The sequence below is a fragment of the Mycolicibacterium moriokaense genome (assembly GCF_010726085.1).
GTDB lineage: Bacteria > Actinomycetota > Actinomycetes > Mycobacteriales > Mycobacteriaceae > Mycobacterium > Mycobacterium moriokaense.
This window is the reverse complement of record NZ_AP022560.1, coordinates 5,886,440-5,903,000: the sequence shown is the minus strand read 5'-3', so window position 1 is coordinate 5,903,000 and position 16,561 is coordinate 5,886,440. Positions and strand designations below refer to the sequence as shown.

Sequence of the window (16,561 nt, the reverse complement as noted above, 5' to 3'; positions counted from 1 at the left end):
TGGCTGGAACGCGCCGTCGAGCGGTCGGCCGCCGTGCAGCGGTCACGGTCGCGGATCGCCGTCCAAATGCGACAGATGCTCGATGCCGCGAGGACGCTCATCGAAGAGAAGGGTGACGAGTTCACCACCCAGGAGCTGGCCGTCAGGGCCGGTGTTGCGCTCCAAACGTTCTATCGGTACTTCACCAGCAAGGACGAGCTTCTGCTTGCGGTCATCGGCGACGCGATGTCGGAAGCCTGTGAGCGGTGGGCGGATACCGCCGCGGGTTATGCAGACCCACTGGACCGTGTCCGCTTCTTCATCCTCTCGACACTGGACCGACTCGACGGTGACAACCGTAACGTCGCGATGTCGAAATTCGTGGTCGCGACCCGGTGGCGGCTGCACAGACAATTCCCCGAAGAACTTGCCGAAGCCGAGCAACCGTTCATCGATCTGCTGCGTGAGGCTATTGACGACGCGATCGAAGCTGGACAACTCAATCCGCAGGATCCGGAATGGGATTCGTGGTTCCTCGGTGAACTCGTGCGGTCGGTGTATCACTTCTACGCCTTCGCCGATCCCGATCCGGACATGATGGGCAGCGTCAAGGATCAGTTGTGGCGCTTCTGCGCGACAGCGCTGGGCGGTGCCACCGGAAACCTGAAAGGAAATGGGCAGTGACCGATTCTGATCTCGGCGCGAAGGACTTCTTCACCGACCCGTCGTTCGTGCCCGATCCGCAGCCCTACTTCGACTATCTGCGTAGCCAAGGGCCGGTGGTGCGGGAACCGCACCACGGTGTGGTCGCCGTGACGCGGTACGAGGAGACCCTCGAGGTTTACAAAGACGCCGAGCAGTGGTCGAACTGCGTGTCCGTCGGGGGTCCGTTCCCGCCGCTGCCGTTCACCCCCGAGGGCGACGACATCAGGCACCAGATCGACGCGCATCGAACTCAGATGCCGTTGCACGAGCATATGGTCGCCATGGATCCGCCGAATCACACCAGGGCGCGCTCACTGCTGAGCCGGTTGTTGACGCCCAGCCGCCTGAAGGCCAATCAGGATTTCTTGTGGGAGCTCGCCGACGAGCAGCTCGACGAATTCGTCGAAGATGGCGCGTGCGAGTTCCTCACCGCGTACAGCAAGCCGTTCTCGCTGCTGGCCGTCGCCGACCTGCTCGGCGTTCCGCGTGAGGACCACAAGAACTTTCGCGACGCGCTGGCCAACCCCCACCTGATGGGCAACATCGAAGGCGAGGCCGCTGCGATCAACCCGCTGCAGTTCCTCGACGAGAAGTTCACCGCCTACATCGAAGAACGTCGCGCGGATCCACGAGATGACGTGCTGAGCGAATTGGCCAATGCCACGTATCCGGATGGATCCGTACCTGCCGTCACCGAGGTTGTCCGCACCGCAAGCTTTCTCTTCGGCGCGGGCCAGGAAACCACGGCGAAACTGCTCGGTGCCGCGCTGCGAATCTTGTGCGACCGCCCGGAGCTGCAGCAGACACTGCGTGACGATCCGAGCCTGGTACCGGTCTTCATCGAAGAGACACTGCGGATGGAGAGTCCGGTCAAGACCCAATTCCGGCTGGCCGTCAGGTCCACATCACTTGGCGGGGTGGATATTCCGGCGGGCACCACCGTGATGATCGCACCGGGCGCGGCCAACCGCGACCCCGATCGTTTCGAATGCCCGCATGAGTTCCGTCTCGACCGCAAGAACGTCCGCGAACAGGTCGCCTTCGCCCGCGGGGTGCATTCGTGCCCCGGCGCGCCCCTCGCGCGTGTCGAGGGACGCATCTCGCTAGAGCGCATTCTCGCGAGGATGAAGGACATCGAAATCGATGAGCGCTTCCACGGGCCGGCCGACGATCGCAGGTTGACCTACGAGCCGACGTACATTCTGCGCGGGTTGACCGATCTGCACCTTCGGTTCACCCCCATCCCGTCGGGACCACACGACGCGCGATGACCAGCAGGGTGGCTCTGCGGGCCGCAGCGATCGTCGGAGCAGCGGCAATGGCCGGTGTCGCAACCGCTCCCGTCGCTCAGGCGGATGACTGGGCGCTCAACGGTAGGTACCTCGCAACATCCAACGGTGACTGGGCACAGATCAACGAGGTCTACCATGACTTGCCCTCCGTGCGTAGCACGTGGACCATCGCCATGACGTGCACGACCTACATCACCTGCTCGGGTCGCGTCGACAGCGACGAGGGATGGAGTGCCGACATAGTGATCACCAACAGTGAATACATCGTTGACGTCGTTCGGCCCAACTGGGAACCCTGTCCGGACGGCACCGCGATCGAGGGTCATCAGCGATTCCGGTTCTTCCCGGTCGCACCCAGCGGATTTCTGCAGCCGGGGTCGCGGGTCTTCGCAGGCATCGACAAGACCAGGGGACGAAGTGGCGGATGCGGTAAGAACGACACCCTCCAAATCGAGATACCGTTCCGGCTCGAAAAGCTCGACTGACGCGGAGGTAGTCCATGCCGGTAAGCAGACCCGCCGACCTACCAGTCGGCGGTGGCGGTCGGTGGCCCCTGTGCGGCAGCGGATTCCGGTCCGCACAGTGGGGCGACATGGAAGTCGGATACACCACGACCGGCGTTGGTGATCACACCCCGGTGTATCAGGGACTACCGGGTGGGGTGTGCCCAGTTCCGCACTACGGGTACGTCTTCACCGGCCGGATCCGGTGCCGGTTCCCGGGCTCGGACTGGCCCGACGAGGTGGCTTCCACCGGGGAGGCCTATTTCTTTCCCGCGGGGCATGTATTGATCTACGAGGAGGAAACCGAGGCGCTGGAGCTGAATCCGGCGGCGGCCCTGCAGACCCTGATGGACCACATCGAGTCGCTGGCTCAACGGTTCCGCGATTCTCAGTAGACGTAGATCACCAGCACGGCCGTCCACAGCGCGACGAGCCAGCCGTCGGTCGCCAGCTTGAGCCAGCGGGGCGCGGTCGCGACCTCCATGAAATAACGAATGATCAGGCGGCACTTGACGAAACCGACCACAATCACGGCCACTGTGATGGGCAGACTGGGTACCGCCGCAGCACCGCCGTGTGCCGGTGACAGCCACCAGGATCCGATCGTCAGGGCACACAGCACCAGCCATGCGGTCGTGATGCCCCGTAGACCTGTCATCGCTGTCGTCATCACTCACCTCATCACGTAGAGCAGGCCGAAGATCGCGACCCACAGCAGATCGACCATGTGCCAGTAGGTGGCGCCCTGCTCCACCAGCGAGACCCGGCGGCGCAACGGGCTGCGCAGTTCCCGCACGCATACCCCCAGAATGATCAGGCCGAGCGCGACGTGGAACATGTGCACTCCGGTGAGGACGTAGTAGAACGAGAAGAACTCGTTCGAAACCGTGTGTCCCTGAAGGAGTTCCGTCGACCATTCGTAGGCCTTGATGGCGATGAACAAGACGCCGCAGGCGCCGCCGGCGTAGATGAGCCGGATCGCCTCGCGGTGACTCCCGGCCCGTGTGGCGTACAAGCTGCGGGCGACCAGCCATGAACTGGTGAGCAACACCATCGTGTTGACGACGCCGACGGTCACGTCGAGATGCTGCTGCGCGGAGAGGAAGGCCTGCGGCGCCATCGCGCGGTGCACCATGTAGACGATGAAGTACGCACCGAAGATCGCCAGGTCGCCGAGGACCATCACCCACATGGCGCCGTCGCCGGGCAGGTGGGTGTCGTCGCGGTCGAGCACCGCCGGTGTCGACGTCGATGTGGTCATGTCCCTCTTCTAGATTCAGTCCGGCGGCCTGGTGCCGGCGAGATGTTCGTCGGTGGCCTTCTTCAGCAGCATGAACTGACAGTTGAGCCAGACCGCGAAGACGATGACCGCGAGCCAGAAGGCGATGGACCCGTTCCAGGCGAACGGCCCCGACGTCTGCTGCCACATCTGGGTGGCGATCACCTCTGTGACGACCTGCCAGATCGTCAGGTAGGCAAGCCATTTGGGGAAGATCTGGTTCTTATCCACGAGGATGGCAAGCGCGAATGCCAGATACGCGGTGGCGAAGCAACCGAGGGACCCGTTGAAGGACAGCATTCCCAGGTCGTAGAGCAGAGCGATGATTCGTGGCTCGCGCTCCGGTCGCAACGCCGCGGCTCCCCAGCAGACGGCGACGAGGAACATTCCGGGCAGCGCCCCGATCGCCAGTCCGCCCATGTACACGTAGGCGAAGGTGGATCCGGAGGTCATTCGCTTCATGTGGTAGGTGACAAACCCGTTGGCTACTGTGTGTCCGCCACAGACGAGACACAGCAGTCCCAGGCCGATGAGAATCGTGGTGCGGTGCGTGTCGAAGTAGTGGGTGATGTACTCGACGCCGACGTCGGGTCGCGGCGGCGGAATGACCCTGAACAACAGCACGAAGATGATCCCGAAGACCCCGAAGAAGACCGGGAAGATCCAGAGCACGATCCAGAGAGTGCGCTTGCTGGCGGGCGGCGCCGACGGGTCGGTGTCGGCGATGGTGGCGTCGACGCTCATACGGTCAGGCCTTCCTCCGCCGCCTGTCGATGGACGGCCTGCCACGTGACTACGAGCATGACGACGAGATACGTGCCAAAGGCGATGTTGCGCAACCAGAATGAGATGGCGCCGTTCCACGCGAACGGACCCGACATGACCGTCATCGAGAACGCCGAAGGCGCCATGGCGAGCGCGACGATCACCGAGAAATGGGCGACCCAGCGCGGATAGACGGGTTGGGGACCGTTGTCGAAGTAGATCGCCATCGCCAACATCAGGTTCTGGACCAGCGCCATGCCCACCGGCGCCACGAACACGATCCAACCGAGATCGTTGAGCACCAGGACAAGATCGGCGTCACGGTCGGGTCGAAATACGGCGGTGGCGAAGAAGATCGCGGAGAACGCGAAGAGCGTCCCGCCGCTGACCGTCGCCATCAGGTAGCAGTAGGCGAAGGCCTGACTCGGTGTCGCCATCCGCTTGATCTGCACGACGATGACGCAGAACAGCGGGAGCAGCATGATGCCGCACAGGTTGAAGGTCACCATGCTGAACCGGATCCAACCGGCGTTGTCGCGGTAGAAGTCGGCGACCTCCTGCGCCGACAGCTGCGGGGACATGGGCGGCCAAAAGCCGGGATAGAGCGCGTAGGCGACTGCCATGATCGCCATCGAGATCGCGGTGATCCACAGGGCCATCAACTGGGTGCGGACGTTGGACGTCCGGGGGAGGTCTTCGACCGCAGAGACGAGTTGCATCAACCCTCATTTCTGATCACCGTCAGTCCAGTGGCACCACAGACTCAGAAATACTGCATGTCATCGAACCACAGTGCGCATCAGATGGTATAGATTTCTGAGTTGAATCAGTTTTGGAGGGCATGGTGTCGGGTAAGGGCGAGCGGACCCGCGAGCGTCTGCTGGGCGCCGCCGTCGGCGAATTTCGGCGGGCGGGTGTGGCCGGAGCCGACGTGAAGGCCATCGCCGCGGATGCCGGCGTCAGCCCCGCCACGTTCTACTTCCACTTTCCGACCAAGGAACACGTGCTGATCGAGCTGGAACGGCGCGAAGAGGACCGCATCGCCGGCGAGCTCATCCGATTCTTCGGTGAGTCGCCCGGGCTGCCTGCCGCGTTGGCGAAGGTCGTCGAGGCCGTTGGCGGCCTGGAGGACCGGCTCGGCGCAACGTTGTTCAAAGATTTTCTGGCGCTGCACTTTTCGTCCGCCCGTCCTCCCGAGGAGATCTGGACGAACCATCCGGTGATCGTCGCCGTGGTCGACGAGTTGCGCCGCGCCCGCGACCGGGGACTGATCCCGCATGACGTTGACCCGCTCTACAGCGGCGTCTTCTTCCTCGTCGGGCTCTACGCCTTGATGATCACGCTGCCTTCGATGGAGCCGGCGCGTAGTCAGGTGCTCGAGCAGTACGTGCGAACATCGCTCTACGGAATGCGGATTGAGCCGACCCCGGCGTGAGGTGAGCGGCGCGGCTGCCCGCGTCGAGGTCTAGCATTTCCGGGGTGTCTTGGGTGGAGCGAGCCGTCGAGCGATCGGCGGCGGTACAGCGGTCACGCGAGCGCATCGCCGCCCAGGTGCGTCAGATGCTGGACGCCGCGCGGACACTGATCGACACCAAGGGTGACGACTTCACGACTCAGGAGCTGGCCGCGGAGGCGGGCGTCGCGCTGCAGACCTTCTACCGCTATTTCGCCAGCAAGGACGAACTGCTGCTCGCGGTGATCGGCGATGCCATGTCCAACGCCGTCGAGCGCTGGGCGGCCACGGCCGCCGAGCTACCCGATCCGTTGGCGCGGTTGAAGTACTTCATCACCTCGACGTTGGAGCAGCTCGCCGGCGACACTCGCGCCGCCGCAATGTCGAAATTCGTGGTGTCGACACGCTGGCGCCTGCATAAGCAGTTCCCGAAGGAACTCGAGGAGGCCGAAAAGCCGTTCGTCGATTTGGTACGCACCGAGATCGAGACGGCAATCGATGCCGGCCTACTCAATCCTCCTGACCCCGAATGGGATTCGTGGTTCCTCGTCGTACTCGTGCGCTCGGTCTACCACTACTATGCCTTCGCCGAGCACACCGACAGCGATCTGGAGACCGTCAAGGAGAAGCTCTGGCGGTTCTGCCTGACGGCGCTCGGCGGCGTCAACCCGGCCGGCTCTGGGCCTACGCGCTCTCGCTGATCCACACCGTGGTGAAGCGCTGTTCAGCGATCAACAGATCGACGAGCTGGCTCCCGATGAAGTTCTCGATCTTGCCGCCGACGAGCGGAATGTTCACCTCGACGGTGGCTTTGAAGTCGAGTCGCGAGCTGGTCGACGGATCTGCGGGCGACAGCGTCGCGTTGCCGCTCAGATGCGCCGGGGCATCCTCGATCCGAAGCTTGATGGTCGCGGTCGCCTGGTCGTCGCGGATCGGCGCCCACACCTCTTCTCGGATCAACACCAGATCGCCGCGGTGGAACTGCTGAACGATCCCGGGCAGGCGGTGGGCCAGCACCGCCTGAGTCGTCACGATGTCGATGCCACCGTCGTCGTCGACGATCAGCCTGTCCAGCGAGTAGGCGTCGGCGCCGGACTCCGTCAACCGGGCCAGCCAGTACCGTTCCTCGCGGAATGCGCTGTGGACCTGTTCGACAGTGCCCTCGTATTCGGTAGCCATGTCGAATGAACGCGGCATAGCTGGCCAGGCTACCGTTACCGCCCGTGGTCACTTCGCTCATAGGCGGCGCGTCCGTCTCCGAGTCGGTGCCGCTGGCGCCGCTGACCACTCTGCGTGTGGGGCCCGTCGCACGTCGGCTTATCACCTGCGACACCACCGAGAAGGTGATCGAGGCGAGCCGTGCGCTCGGCCCCGACAGCGACGCCCTGGTGCTGGCGGGCGGATCCAACGTGGTGCTGTCCGACGAGTTGACCGACCTCGACGTGGTGCTGCTCGCCAACACCGAGATCACCGTCGTCGGCAACATCGTGCGCGCCGAGGCGGGCGCGGTGTGGGACGACGTCGTCGTGACCTCGCTGGCGCACGGTCTGGGCGGGCTGGAGTGCCTGTCGGGCATCCCGGGCTCCGCAGGGGCCACACCGGTGCAGAACGTCGGCGCGTACGGCGCCGAGGTGGCCGACACCATCCGGCGGGTGCGACTTCTGGACCGCCGCGCCGGCGAGGACCGGTGGGTCGAACCGTCCACGCTGCAGTTCGGCTACCGCACGTCCGTCCTCAAGCATTCGGCGGCGGCGATCGTGCTCGAGGTGGAGTTCGAGCTGAACCCCGACGGTCGCAGCGCGCCGCTGCGCTACGGCGAGTTGACCAACGCGCTTGGCGCAGAACCAGATTCGCGGGTTGACCCGGCGCGGGTGCGGGAGGCGGTGCTGGCGTTGCGGGCCCGCAAGGGGATGGTGCTCGACGAGGCCGACCACGACACCTGGAGCGTGGGATCGTTCTTCACCAACCCCGTCGTCGCACCCGAGGTGTTCGAGCAGCTGCGCAGCCGCGTCGAGGGCGAGGTGCCCAACTATCCGGCGCCGGGGGGCGTCAAGTTGGCCGCGGGCTGGCTCGTGGAGCGAGCGGGGTTTGCGAAGGGCTATCCGGGTGACGGCGCCCCGGCGCGGCTGTCGACGAAGCATGCGCTGGCGCTGACGAACCGCGGCAGCGCGACGACTGCCGACGTGATCGCGCTGGCCAGGGCGGTGCGCGACGGTGTCGAAGCCGCATTCGGAATCCGACTCACCCCCGAGCCGATTCTGATCGGGGCCACTCTCTAGGTACGCTGGGTCCACGTGAAGCCAGCCGACGCCGTGCCCTCCATGCCGGCGGTATCCCGACGGCATGCCTTGGCCGCACTGGCGGTCGGGGTGATCGCGCCGGGCGCCTTGGCTGCCTGTTCGAAACAGTCGTCGCCGACCACACCAGGCGAGGCGAGTGCACCGTCCGCTCCGACGCTGTCCTTCGAGCCTGCCGATTCCACCGCCGACGTGGTGCCAACGGCGCCCATCGGCGTGAAGGTCTCCGACGGCTGGTTCCAGCGCGTGAAGTTGACCAACCCCGAGGGCAAGGTCATTGCGGGTGCGCTCAACCGGGCCCGCACCGCGTTCAACGTCACCGAGCCGCTCGGCTACGGCGTCGAATACACCTGGGACGGTTCGGTGGTCGGTCGCGACGGCAAGGCGGTCCCGGTCTCGGGCAGCTTCTCGACCGTCGTTCCGACTACTCAGGTCAACGGTCGCTTCCAGCTCGCCGACGGTCAGGTCGTCGGCGTCGCGGCGCCGATCATCATCCAGTTCGACGCGTCGATCAGCGACAAGGCGTCCGTCGAGCGTGCGCTCAAGGTCACCACCGAGCCGAAGGTCGAGGGCAGCTGGGCTTGGCTGCCCGACGAGGTCGGCGGGTCGCGGGTGCACTGGCGGACCAAGGAGTACTACCCGCCGGGCACCAAGGTGCACGTCGACGCACGGCTCTACGGCGTCCCGTTCGGCGACGGCGCCTACGGCGCGCAGGACTCGACGCTGACGTTCGAGATCGGCAGGCGCCAGGTGGTCAAGGCCGAGGCCTCGTCGCACCGCATCCAGGTGCTCGACGGCGCAGGCGCGGTGATCATGGACTTCCCGTGCAGCTACGGCGAGGGCGACGTGGACCGCAACGTTACCCGTAGCGGCATCCACGTGGTCACCGAGAAGTACGAGGACTTCTACATGACCAACCCCGCCGCGGGCTACGCGAACATCCGCGAGCGGTTCGCCGTGCGGATCTCCAACAACGGCGAATTCATCCACGCCAACCCGGCGAGCTCCGGTGCGCAGGGCAACAGCAACGTCACCAACGGCTGCATCAACCTGTCGACCGAGGACGCCGAGCAGTACTTCAACACCGCGATATACGGCGATCCGGTCGAGGTGACCGGGACGCGGATCCAGCTGTCGTACGCCGACGGCGACATCTGGGACTGGGCGATTCCGTGGGACGAGTGGAAGTCGATGTCGGCGCTGACGTCCGAGGCCTCACCCGCGGGGATCCCGAGCACGGCGCCCGCGACGCCGTCGGGTGCGCCACAACCCGTCGGCGGCCCCGGCCGCTAATGCGATTTGTGTGCATTCAGGAGCGCTCACCGCTCGCGAACGCACACAAATCACTGGGATCGGCGGTTGAAACGGGAGCCGCTCGCCCCGCTGACCTGATCCCGCGGCCTCACCACGATCAGATCCAGGTCGACGTGCGACGGCCGACTGGCGACGAAGCCGATCACCTCGGCGATGTCCTCGGCCACCAGCGGCGTGACACCTTCGTAGACCTTGGCCGCGCGCTCCTCGTCGCCCTCGAAGCGGTTCAGCGAGAAGTCCGTCTTCACCATGCCGGGCGCAACTTCGGTGAGCCGCACCGGTTTTCCGAGTAGCTCGCTGCGCAGAGTGCGGTGCAGTACGCCCTGGGCGTGCTTGGCGGACGTATAGCCGCCGCCGTTGTCGTAGATCTCGACGGCCGCGATCGACGTGACCGTGACGATCAGCCCATCGCCCGAGTCGATCAGCTTCGGCAGCAGCGCCCGGGTGACCAGCAGCGTGCCGAGCACGTTGGCCTCCCACATCCAGCGCCAATGGTCGACGTCCGCCTCCGCGATCGGCTCCAGTCCGCGCGCCCCGCCGGCGTTGTTCACCAGCACATCGACCCTGTTCAGGCTGTCTGCCAGCGCATTCACGGAGTCCTGATTAGTGACGTCCGTCACAATTGCGGTCCCGCCGATCTCGTCGGCGAGGGCCTTGATGGGCTCGGCTCGGCGGGCCGCGCAAACCACATGAAAGCCAAGGGCTGCAAGGGTTTTCGCGGTTGCCGCACCGATCCCGGCGCTGGCGCCGGTGACCACAGCGACGCGCTTGTCGGGCTCTGGTGTCGTCATAGGCCCAACTTTAGTTGGCGTGCTAAGTTCACCCCTATGTCCAGGAGCCAGGCTGCCCGCACCACGCGGCACTGTTGTTGTTGTTGTTGCGCACCTCGCCGCTCCTGATTCCGCTGTCCTGATTGACAGTCGCCGGGGCGGCAACCGAACCCACCGGCCGACTTCACAAAAGGACAACCCCCGTGCGCACTGCAACCGCCACCACTCTTCGTAAGCCCTCTTCCGCCGCTCACGCCAAGCGTGCGCTGCTCGCCCGCCACCACGTCGTCGCCCCGTCACTGCGGGTGGCCGAGGCCGCGGCGGGATCCGTCTTCGGGGCCGCCCGCCTGCGCGGCCCGATCGCGCGTGACGTCATCGCCCAGGTCACCCAGCTCAGCATCGCGACGGTCAACCGTCAGGTCACCGCGCTGCTCGACGCGGGTGTGCTGCGGGAACGCGCTGACCTGGCCGTCTCCGGCGCCATCGGCCGCCCGCGCGTCCCGGTCGAGGTCAACCACGAGCCGTATCTGACCCTGGGCATCCACATCGGCGCCCGCACCACCAGCATCGTCGCCACCGACCTGTTCGGCCGCACGCTCGACGTGGTCGAGACCCCGACACCTCGGGGACCGCAGGCCGCCGCGCTGGCCTCACTGGCGGCCAGCGCCCGTCGCTATCTGGCCCGCTGGCACCGCCGCCGCCCGCTGTGGGTCGGTGTCGCCGCGGGCGGTGTCGTCGACAGCGCGACGGGCTACCTCGACCATCCGCGGCTGGGCTGGTCGGACGCCCCCGTCGGCCCGGTGCTCGCCGAGGCGCTCGGACTGCCGGTGTCGGTCGCCTCGCACGTCGACGCGATGGCCGGTGCCGAACTGCTGCTCGGTGCGCGTCGGCTGCCCGTCAACGAGATCGCGGGCGTGGCCCCGGCGGCCAGCTCGACCAGCCTCTACGTCTACGCCCGCGAGACCGTCGGCTACGCGCTGTCCATCGGCGGACGGGTGCACTCACCCGCGAGCGGTCCCGGCACCATCGCCGCGCTGCCCGCCCACTCCGAACTCCTCGGTGGCACCGGTCAGCTGGAGTCCACCGTGAGCGACGAGGCCGTGCTGATCGCCGCCCGCAAGGCACGGATCATCGCAGGCGACGGGCCATCGTCGACGATGTCGGCGGTGCTGCGTGCCGCCAGGGGAGGCAATGAGCAAGCGCAGGCGCTGCTCGCCGAGCGGGCCAGGGTGCTGGGCGAGGCCGTGGCCCTGCTGCGCGACATGCTCAATCCCGACGATCTTGTGGTCGGTGGCCAGGCCTTCACCGAGTATCCGGAGGGCATGGAACTGGTCGAGGCGGCCTACGCCGCACGGTCGGTGATGCCGCCGCGGCAGATCCGGTTGACGGCGTTCGGCAACCGGGTGCAGGAGGCCGGCGCCGGTGTGGTGTCCCTCGTCGGGCTCTACGCCGATCCGATCGGGGCGATGAAGCGGGCGCTGAACCGACGCCCCGAAGTGAGTGCGTGACAAACCGCCGTCACCGCACGGTGTAGACATGACTGTGTGCGCCCAGCCACGGATCTGAGCCGACCGGACGTCGCCGGTCTCGGGGTTCCCCGACGAGTAGCCGTGTTGTCGGTGCACACGTCGCCCTTGGCGCAGCCCGGCACCGGCGACGCAGGCGGGATGAACGTCTACGTCCTGCAGAGCGCGCTGCACATGGCTCGGCGCGGGGTCGAGGTGGAGATCTTCACCAGGGCGACGTCGTCTACCGATGCGCCCGTCGTCCACGTGGCGCCGGGGGTGCTCGTTCGCAACGTCGTCGCCGGCCCGTTCGAAGGCCTGGACAAATACGACCTGCCCACCCAGTTGTGCGCCTTCACCGCAGGCGTACTGCGCGCCGAGGCCACCCACGAGCCCGGCTACTACGACATCGTGCATTCGCATTACTGGCTGTCGGGTCAGGTGGGTTGGTTGGCACGCGACCGATGGGCGGTCCCGCTCGTGCACACCGCGCACACCCTGGCCGCGGTGAAGAACGCGGCGCTGGCCGACGGCGACGCTCCCGAGCCGCCGTTGCGCGCGGTCGGTGAACAACAGGTGGTCGACGAGGCCGACCGGCTGATCGTCAACACCGAAACCGAAGCGCAGCAACTGGTTTCGCTGCATAACGCCGACCCCGCCCGCATCGACGTCGTCCACCCCGGTGTCGACCTCGAAGTGTTCACGCCCGGCGATCGCGCCGCCGCCCGTGCCGCACTCGGCCTGTCCGATGACGAGCAGGTGCTGGCGTTCGTGGGGCGGATCCAACCGCTGAAGGCGCCGGATGTGTTGCTGCGCGCGGCCGCTCGGCTCACCGACCGGTTCAGCGCGCTGCGGGTGCTGGTCGCGGGCGGACCGTCCGGCAGCGGACTGGCCGCGCCCGAGTCGTTGATTCGATTGGCCGAGGAACTGGGTATCTCCGCACATGTGACGTTCCTGCCGCCGCAGTCGCGCGAGCGACTCGTCGAGGTATATCGGGCCGCCGATTTGGTTGCCGTGCCCAGCTATTCGGAGTCGTTCGGACTCGTCGCCATCGAGGCGCAGGCCTGTGGCACCCCGGTGGTCGCCGCGGCTGTCGGCGGGCTGCCGGTCGCGGTGCGCGACGGGGTCACCGGGACGCTGGTCGACGGCCACGACGTCGACGACTGGGCGAAGGCCATCGGTGCGCTACTGGACCGAGGCCCGCAGACCATGAGCGACGCCGCCGTCGGACACGCCGCCACGTTCTCGTGGGCCCGCACCGTCGACGCCCTGCTGGAAAGCTACGGCCGCGCGATCGCCGACTACCGCGCACGTCAGCGCAAAGACGTTGCGGCCAGGCGCGCCGGCAGGCGATTTTCGATCCGTCGTGGAGTTCGGGCGTGAACCCTGCGGAGATCATCGAGCAGACCTGCAAGGAGAACGGCCTCGTGTGTACCCGCCACGAGGGTGCGCACGGCGGGCTGCCCGGCATCATCGTCGAACTGCCCGGCGAGCGGCGGCTGAAGACCAACACCATCCTGTCGATCGGCGAACACTCGGTCCGCGTCGAGGCGTTCGTCTGTCGTAAGCCCGACGAGAACCACGAGGGTGTCTACCGCTTTCTGCTGAAGCGCAATCGCCGTCTCTACGGCGTCGCCTACACCCTCGACAACGTCGGCGACATCTACCTCGTCGGCCGGATGTCGTTGGCGTCCGTCACACCCGACGAGATCGACCGGGTGCTCGGCCAGGTGCTCGAGGCCGTCGATTCGGACTTCAACACGTTGCTGGAGTTGGGTTTTCGGTCGTCGATCCAGAAAGAGTGGGAGTGGCGGGTGTCGCGCGGCGAGTCGCTGAAGAACCTGCAGGCCTTCGCTCACCTCATCGACGACGAGGACGACGAATCCGACTCGGGATAGTCTCTTCGGCATGGGAGACTCCACGCTGATCCTGCTCCGCCACGGTGAGAGCGAATGGAACGCGCTGAACCTGTTCACCGGCTGGGTCGATGTCGACCTCACCGACAAGGGCAGGGCCGAGGCGGTGCGCGCCGGCGAGCTGATCAAGGAACTCGATCGCCTGCCCGACGTGCTGTACACATCGCTACTGCGCCGGGCGATCACCACCGCGAATCTCGCGCTGGACGCCGCCGACCGGCACTGGATCCCGGTGCACCGCAACTGGCGGCTCAACGAGCGGCACTACGGCGCGCTGCAGGGCCTGAACAAGGCGGAGACCAAGGAGAAGTACGGCGACGATCAGTTCATGAAGTGGCGCCGCAGCTACGACACCCCGCCGCCGCCGATCGAGCCGGGCAGCACCTACAGCCAGGACGGCGACCCGCGTTACGCCGACATCGAGGGCGGAACGCCCCTTACGGAATGCCTCAAGGACGTCGTCGAGCGGTTCGTGCCCTACTACACCAGCACCATCGAGCCCGACCTGCGCGCCGGCAAGACCGTGCTGATCGCCGCGCACGGCAACTCGCTGCGCGCGCTGGTGAAGTACCTGGACGGGATGTCGGACGAGGACGTCGTCGGCCTCAACATCCCCACCGGCATCCCGCTGCGCTACGACCTGGACGAGAACCTCAAGCCGAAGGTCGCCGGCGGCACCTACCTGGACCCGGAGGCGGCAGCGGCCGGCGCGGCCGCTGTTGCGGCCCAGGGCGCGAAGTAGGCCCTCAAACGGGTCTTTTCGGAAAACGGCGGGTTAACAGCGGACAGCCGGGGTTCGAATTTCGGCGATTCCGTATGTGACATGTCCCGTTTTGGCCGCACGCTGCTGGGATGACGTTCACCGGATGCGTACGCTTTTCGCGTGAGTGTGCTTACGGCGGTGCTCCTCGCAGCATCCGTCGCACTGCTCACCCTGGTGATCGGGGTGGCGCTCGGGACGGGGCTGGCGCCCCGTCTACAGGAGCGGAGGCAGCGCCGGGTAACCGCGCAGACGGGCATCACCGTCTCGCAGATGCTCGCCCACATCGTTTCGCAGTCGCCGGTCGGGATCGTGGTGGTCGACACCTACCGTGACGTGGTCTACACCAACGACCGGGCCCGTGAGCTGGGGCTGGTCCGCGACAGGCTGCTCGACGACCGCGCCTGGCTGGCCGCCGAACGCACCTTGACCACCGGCGAGGACGTCGAGGTCGACCTGTCGCCGCGCAAACGCGCCCACCCTGGCCGCTCCGGCCTGTCGGTGCGCGGCCACGTCCGCCTGCTGACCGAACAGGATCGCCGTTTCGCCGTCGTCTACGTCGACGACCAGTCCGAACACGCCCGGATGGAGGCGACGCGCCGCGACTTCGTCGCCAACGTCAGCCACGAACTCAAGACGCCCGTCGGCGCGATGGGAGTGCTCGCCGAGGCGGTGCTGGCATCGGCGGACGACCCCGAGACGGTGCGCCGGTTCGCCGAGAAGATGCTGACCGAGTCGAACCGGCTGGCCAACATGGTCGGTGAGCTGATCGAGCTGTCCCGGTTGCAGGGCGCCGAGCCGCTGCCCGACCTCGAAGCCGTCGACGTCGACACCGTGGTCGCCGAGGCGCTGTCGCGGTACAAGGTGGCCGCCGACAACGCCGACATCGCGATCACCACCGATGCGCCGACCGGATACCGCGTGCTCGGCGACCAGGCGCTGTTGGTCACCGCGATCGCCAACCTGGTGTCGAACGCCATCGCGTACTCGCCGAACGGTTCGTCGGTGTCGATCAGCAGGCGCCGTCGCGGCGACAACATCGAGATCGCCGTCACCGACCGCGGTATCGGCATCGCGAGCGCGGATCAGGAGCGGGTATTCGAACGGTTCTTCCGCGTCGACAAGGCGCGGTCCCGGGCCACCGGCGGCACCGGGCTCGGGCTGGCGATCGTCAAACACGTCGCCGCCAACCACAACGGATCCATCCGGCTGTGGAGTCAGCCGGGCACGGGATCGACCTTCACCCTGTCGATTCCGGCGTTCCCTCAGGGTGACGAAGACCCAGAAGTGCACACCGAACGAGAGGACCAGCTAGACAGATGACCAGCGTGTTGATCGTGGAGGACGAGGAGTCCTTGGCCGATCCCCTGGCCTTTCTCCTGCGCAAGGAGGGCTTCGAGGCCACCGTGGTGGCCGATGGGCCCTCGGCCCTGGCCGAATTCGAGCGGGCCGGTGCCGACATCGTCCTGCTGGACCTGATGCTTCCGGGCATGAGCGGCACCGATGTGTGTAAGCAATTGCGTTTGCGCTCAAGTGTTCCCGTGATCATGGTGACGGCGCGGGACAGCGAGATCGACAAGGTCGTCGGGCTGGAGCTCGGCGCCGACGACTATGTCACCAAGCCGTACTCGGCGCGGGAGCTGATCGCGCGTATTCGCGCGGTGCTGCGTCGCGGTAACGACAACGACGACAACGGGATCGGCGACGGAGTGCTGGAGGCCGGGCCGGTGCGGATGGACGTCGAGCGGCACGTCGTATCGGTCAATGGCGAACCGATCACGTTGCCGCTCAAGGAGTTCGACCTGCTCGAGTACCTGATGCGCAACAGCGGACGGGTGTTGACACGCGGTCAGCTCATCGACCGGGTGTGGGGCGCCGACTACGTCGGTGACACGAAAACCCTCGATGTGCATGTGAAGCGGCTGCGGTCGAAGATCGAGGCCGACCCCGCGAATCCGGTGCACCTGATCACCGTTCGCGGCTTGGGCTACAAACTCGAGGGTTGATTTTTGCGATTTCGGCG

General features: G+C 66.4%; 20 protein-coding genes. 14 read left to right on the top strand and 6 right to left on the bottom strand.

The features are described from left to right. Window positions 1–33 precede the first annotated feature (33 nt). From G6N43_RS28820 to G6N43_RS28805, 4 genes are all read left to right on the top strand, one after another. Window positions 34–663, top strand: a complete 630-nt coding sequence (locus tag G6N43_RS28820; protein WP_083150659.1) for a TetR/AcrR family transcriptional regulator — start codon at window positions 34–36, stop codon at window positions 661–663. Beyond that, window positions 660–1,955: a cytochrome P450 gene (locus tag G6N43_RS28815; RefSeq protein WP_083150601.1), complete on the top strand. Its 1,296-nt coding sequence runs from the start codon at window positions 660–662 to the stop codon at window positions 1,953–1,955. The genes G6N43_RS28820 and G6N43_RS28815 overlap by 4 nt, the downstream gene beginning before the upstream one ends. Continuing rightward, window positions 1,952–2,461, top strand: coding sequence for an Rv2253/PknI dimerization domain-containing protein (locus G6N43_RS28810; RefSeq protein WP_083150600.1), 510 nt, complete (start codon window positions 1,952–1,954; stop codon window positions 2,459–2,461). The genes G6N43_RS28815 and G6N43_RS28810 overlap by 4 nt, the downstream gene beginning before the upstream one ends. Before the next feature lie 107 nt (window positions 2,462–2,568). Beyond that, window positions 2,569–2,874: a cupin domain-containing protein gene (locus G6N43_RS28805; protein WP_197745395.1), complete on the top strand. Its 306-nt coding sequence runs from the start codon at window positions 2,569–2,571 to the stop codon at window positions 2,872–2,874. Here the strand turns inward: G6N43_RS28805 and G6N43_RS28800 are convergent. Genes G6N43_RS28800 through G6N43_RS28785 form a run of 4 tightly spaced genes read right to left on the bottom strand, consistent with a single transcriptional unit; the run spans window position 2,868 to window position 5,242 of the window. Then, a complete protein-coding gene (locus G6N43_RS28800; RefSeq protein ID WP_083150658.1) occupies window positions 2,868–3,149 on the bottom strand; it encodes a cytochrome C oxidase subunit IV family protein in 282 nt (93 codons plus the stop codon). The two genes, G6N43_RS28805 and G6N43_RS28800, sit on opposite strands and share 7 nt — an antisense overlap. A 3-nt stretch (window positions 3,150–3,152) precedes the next feature. Then, window positions 3,153–3,740, bottom strand: coding sequence for a cytochrome c oxidase subunit 3 (locus G6N43_RS28795; RefSeq protein WP_083150598.1), 588 nt, complete (start codon window positions 3,738–3,740; stop codon window positions 3,153–3,155). A 15-nt stretch (window positions 3,741–3,755) separates the two neighbouring features. Beyond that, the gene (locus G6N43_RS28790) at window positions 3,756–4,502 is read right to left on the bottom strand and encodes a hypothetical protein (protein ID WP_083150597.1); all 747 of its coding nucleotides are present in this window, start codon (window positions 4,500–4,502) and stop codon (window positions 3,756–3,758) included. Next, window positions 4,499–5,242 (bottom strand): hypothetical protein, encoded by a 744-nt coding sequence (locus G6N43_RS28785; RefSeq protein WP_083150596.1) that lies wholly within the window; start codon window positions 5,240–5,242, stop codon window positions 4,499–4,501. Before G6N43_RS28785 ends, G6N43_RS28790 begins: the two co-directional genes overlap by 4 nt. Before the next feature lie 122 nt (window positions 5,243–5,364). On the opposite strand from G6N43_RS28785, the gene G6N43_RS28780 reads away from it, so the two are divergent. Together G6N43_RS28780 and G6N43_RS28775 are read left to right on the top strand one after the other, a co-directional pair. Next, entirely contained in the window at window positions 5,365–5,958 is a 594-nt protein-coding gene (locus tag G6N43_RS28780) for a TetR/AcrR family transcriptional regulator (RefSeq protein ID WP_083150595.1), read from the top strand. A 125-nt stretch (window positions 5,959–6,083) separates the two neighbouring features. Further along, window positions 6,084–6,677 (top strand): TetR/AcrR family transcriptional regulator, encoded by a 594-nt coding sequence (locus G6N43_RS28775; RefSeq protein WP_083150657.1) that lies wholly within the window; start codon window positions 6,084–6,086, stop codon window positions 6,675–6,677. Here the strand turns inward: G6N43_RS28775 and G6N43_RS28770 are convergent. Next, window positions 6,661–7,173, bottom strand: coding sequence for a DUF2505 domain-containing protein (locus G6N43_RS28770; RefSeq protein WP_083150594.1), 513 nt, complete (start codon window positions 7,171–7,173; stop codon window positions 6,661–6,663). The two genes, G6N43_RS28775 and G6N43_RS28770, sit on opposite strands and share 17 nt — an antisense overlap. A 26-nt stretch (window positions 7,174–7,199) precedes the next feature. Here G6N43_RS28770 and G6N43_RS28765 point away from each other — a divergent pair, with 26 nt between their 5' ends. Both G6N43_RS28765 and G6N43_RS28760 read left to right on the top strand, forming a co-directional pair. Beyond that, complete coding sequence (locus tag G6N43_RS28765) at window positions 7,200–8,255, top strand: UDP-N-acetylmuramate dehydrogenase (RefSeq protein WP_083150593.1); 1,056 nt, start codon at window positions 7,200–7,202, stop codon at window positions 8,253–8,255. Between the two features lie 15 nt (window positions 8,256–8,270). Next, window positions 8,271–9,566: a L,D-transpeptidase gene (locus tag G6N43_RS28760; protein WP_083150592.1), complete on the top strand. Its 1,296-nt coding sequence runs from the start codon at window positions 8,271–8,273 to the stop codon at window positions 9,564–9,566. Between the two features lie 50 nt (window positions 9,567–9,616). Here G6N43_RS28760 and G6N43_RS28755 read toward each other — a convergent pair whose 3' ends face one another. Continuing rightward, on the bottom strand, window positions 9,617–10,378 hold the full coding sequence (locus G6N43_RS28755; RefSeq protein ID WP_083150591.1) for an SDR family oxidoreductase: 762 nt from the start codon (window positions 10,376–10,378) through the stop codon (window positions 9,617–9,619). 182 nt (window positions 10,379–10,560) lie between these two features. Here G6N43_RS28755 and G6N43_RS28750 point away from each other — a divergent pair, with 182 nt between their 5' ends. The 6 genes from G6N43_RS28750 (at window position 10,561) to regX (ending at window position 16,544) form a co-directional block, all read left to right on the top strand. Further along, complete coding sequence (locus G6N43_RS28750; RefSeq protein WP_110810347.1) at window positions 10,561–11,865, top strand: ROK family protein; 1,305 nt, start codon at window positions 10,561–10,563, stop codon at window positions 11,863–11,865. Window positions 11,866–11,901: 36 nt separating this feature from the next. Beyond that, window positions 11,902–13,245, top strand: a complete 1,344-nt coding sequence (gene mshA / locus G6N43_RS28745) for a D-inositol-3-phosphate glycosyltransferase (RefSeq protein ID WP_083150589.1) — start codon at window positions 11,902–11,904, stop codon at window positions 13,243–13,245. After that, window positions 13,242–13,760: a type III secretion system chaperone family protein gene (locus G6N43_RS28740; RefSeq protein WP_083150588.1), complete on the top strand. Its 519-nt coding sequence runs from the start codon at window positions 13,242–13,244 to the stop codon at window positions 13,758–13,760. Before mshA ends, G6N43_RS28740 begins: the two co-directional genes overlap by 4 nt. Window positions 13,761–13,770: 10 nt before the next feature. Further along, window positions 13,771–14,520 (top strand): phosphoglyceromutase, encoded by a 750-nt coding sequence (locus G6N43_RS28735; RefSeq protein ID WP_083150587.1) that lies wholly within the window; start codon window positions 13,771–13,773, stop codon window positions 14,518–14,520. Between the two features lie 141 nt (window positions 14,521–14,661). After that, window positions 14,662–15,861, top strand: coding sequence for a sensor histidine kinase (locus tag G6N43_RS28730; RefSeq protein WP_083150586.1), 1,200 nt, complete (start codon window positions 14,662–14,664; stop codon window positions 15,859–15,861). Then, window positions 15,858–16,544 (top strand): two-component sensory transduction protein RegX, encoded by a 687-nt coding sequence (regX, locus tag G6N43_RS28725; RefSeq protein ID WP_083150585.1) that lies wholly within the window; start codon window positions 15,858–15,860, stop codon window positions 16,542–16,544. Before G6N43_RS28730 ends, regX begins: the two co-directional genes overlap by 4 nt. Window positions 16,545–16,561: the final 17 nt, after the last annotated feature.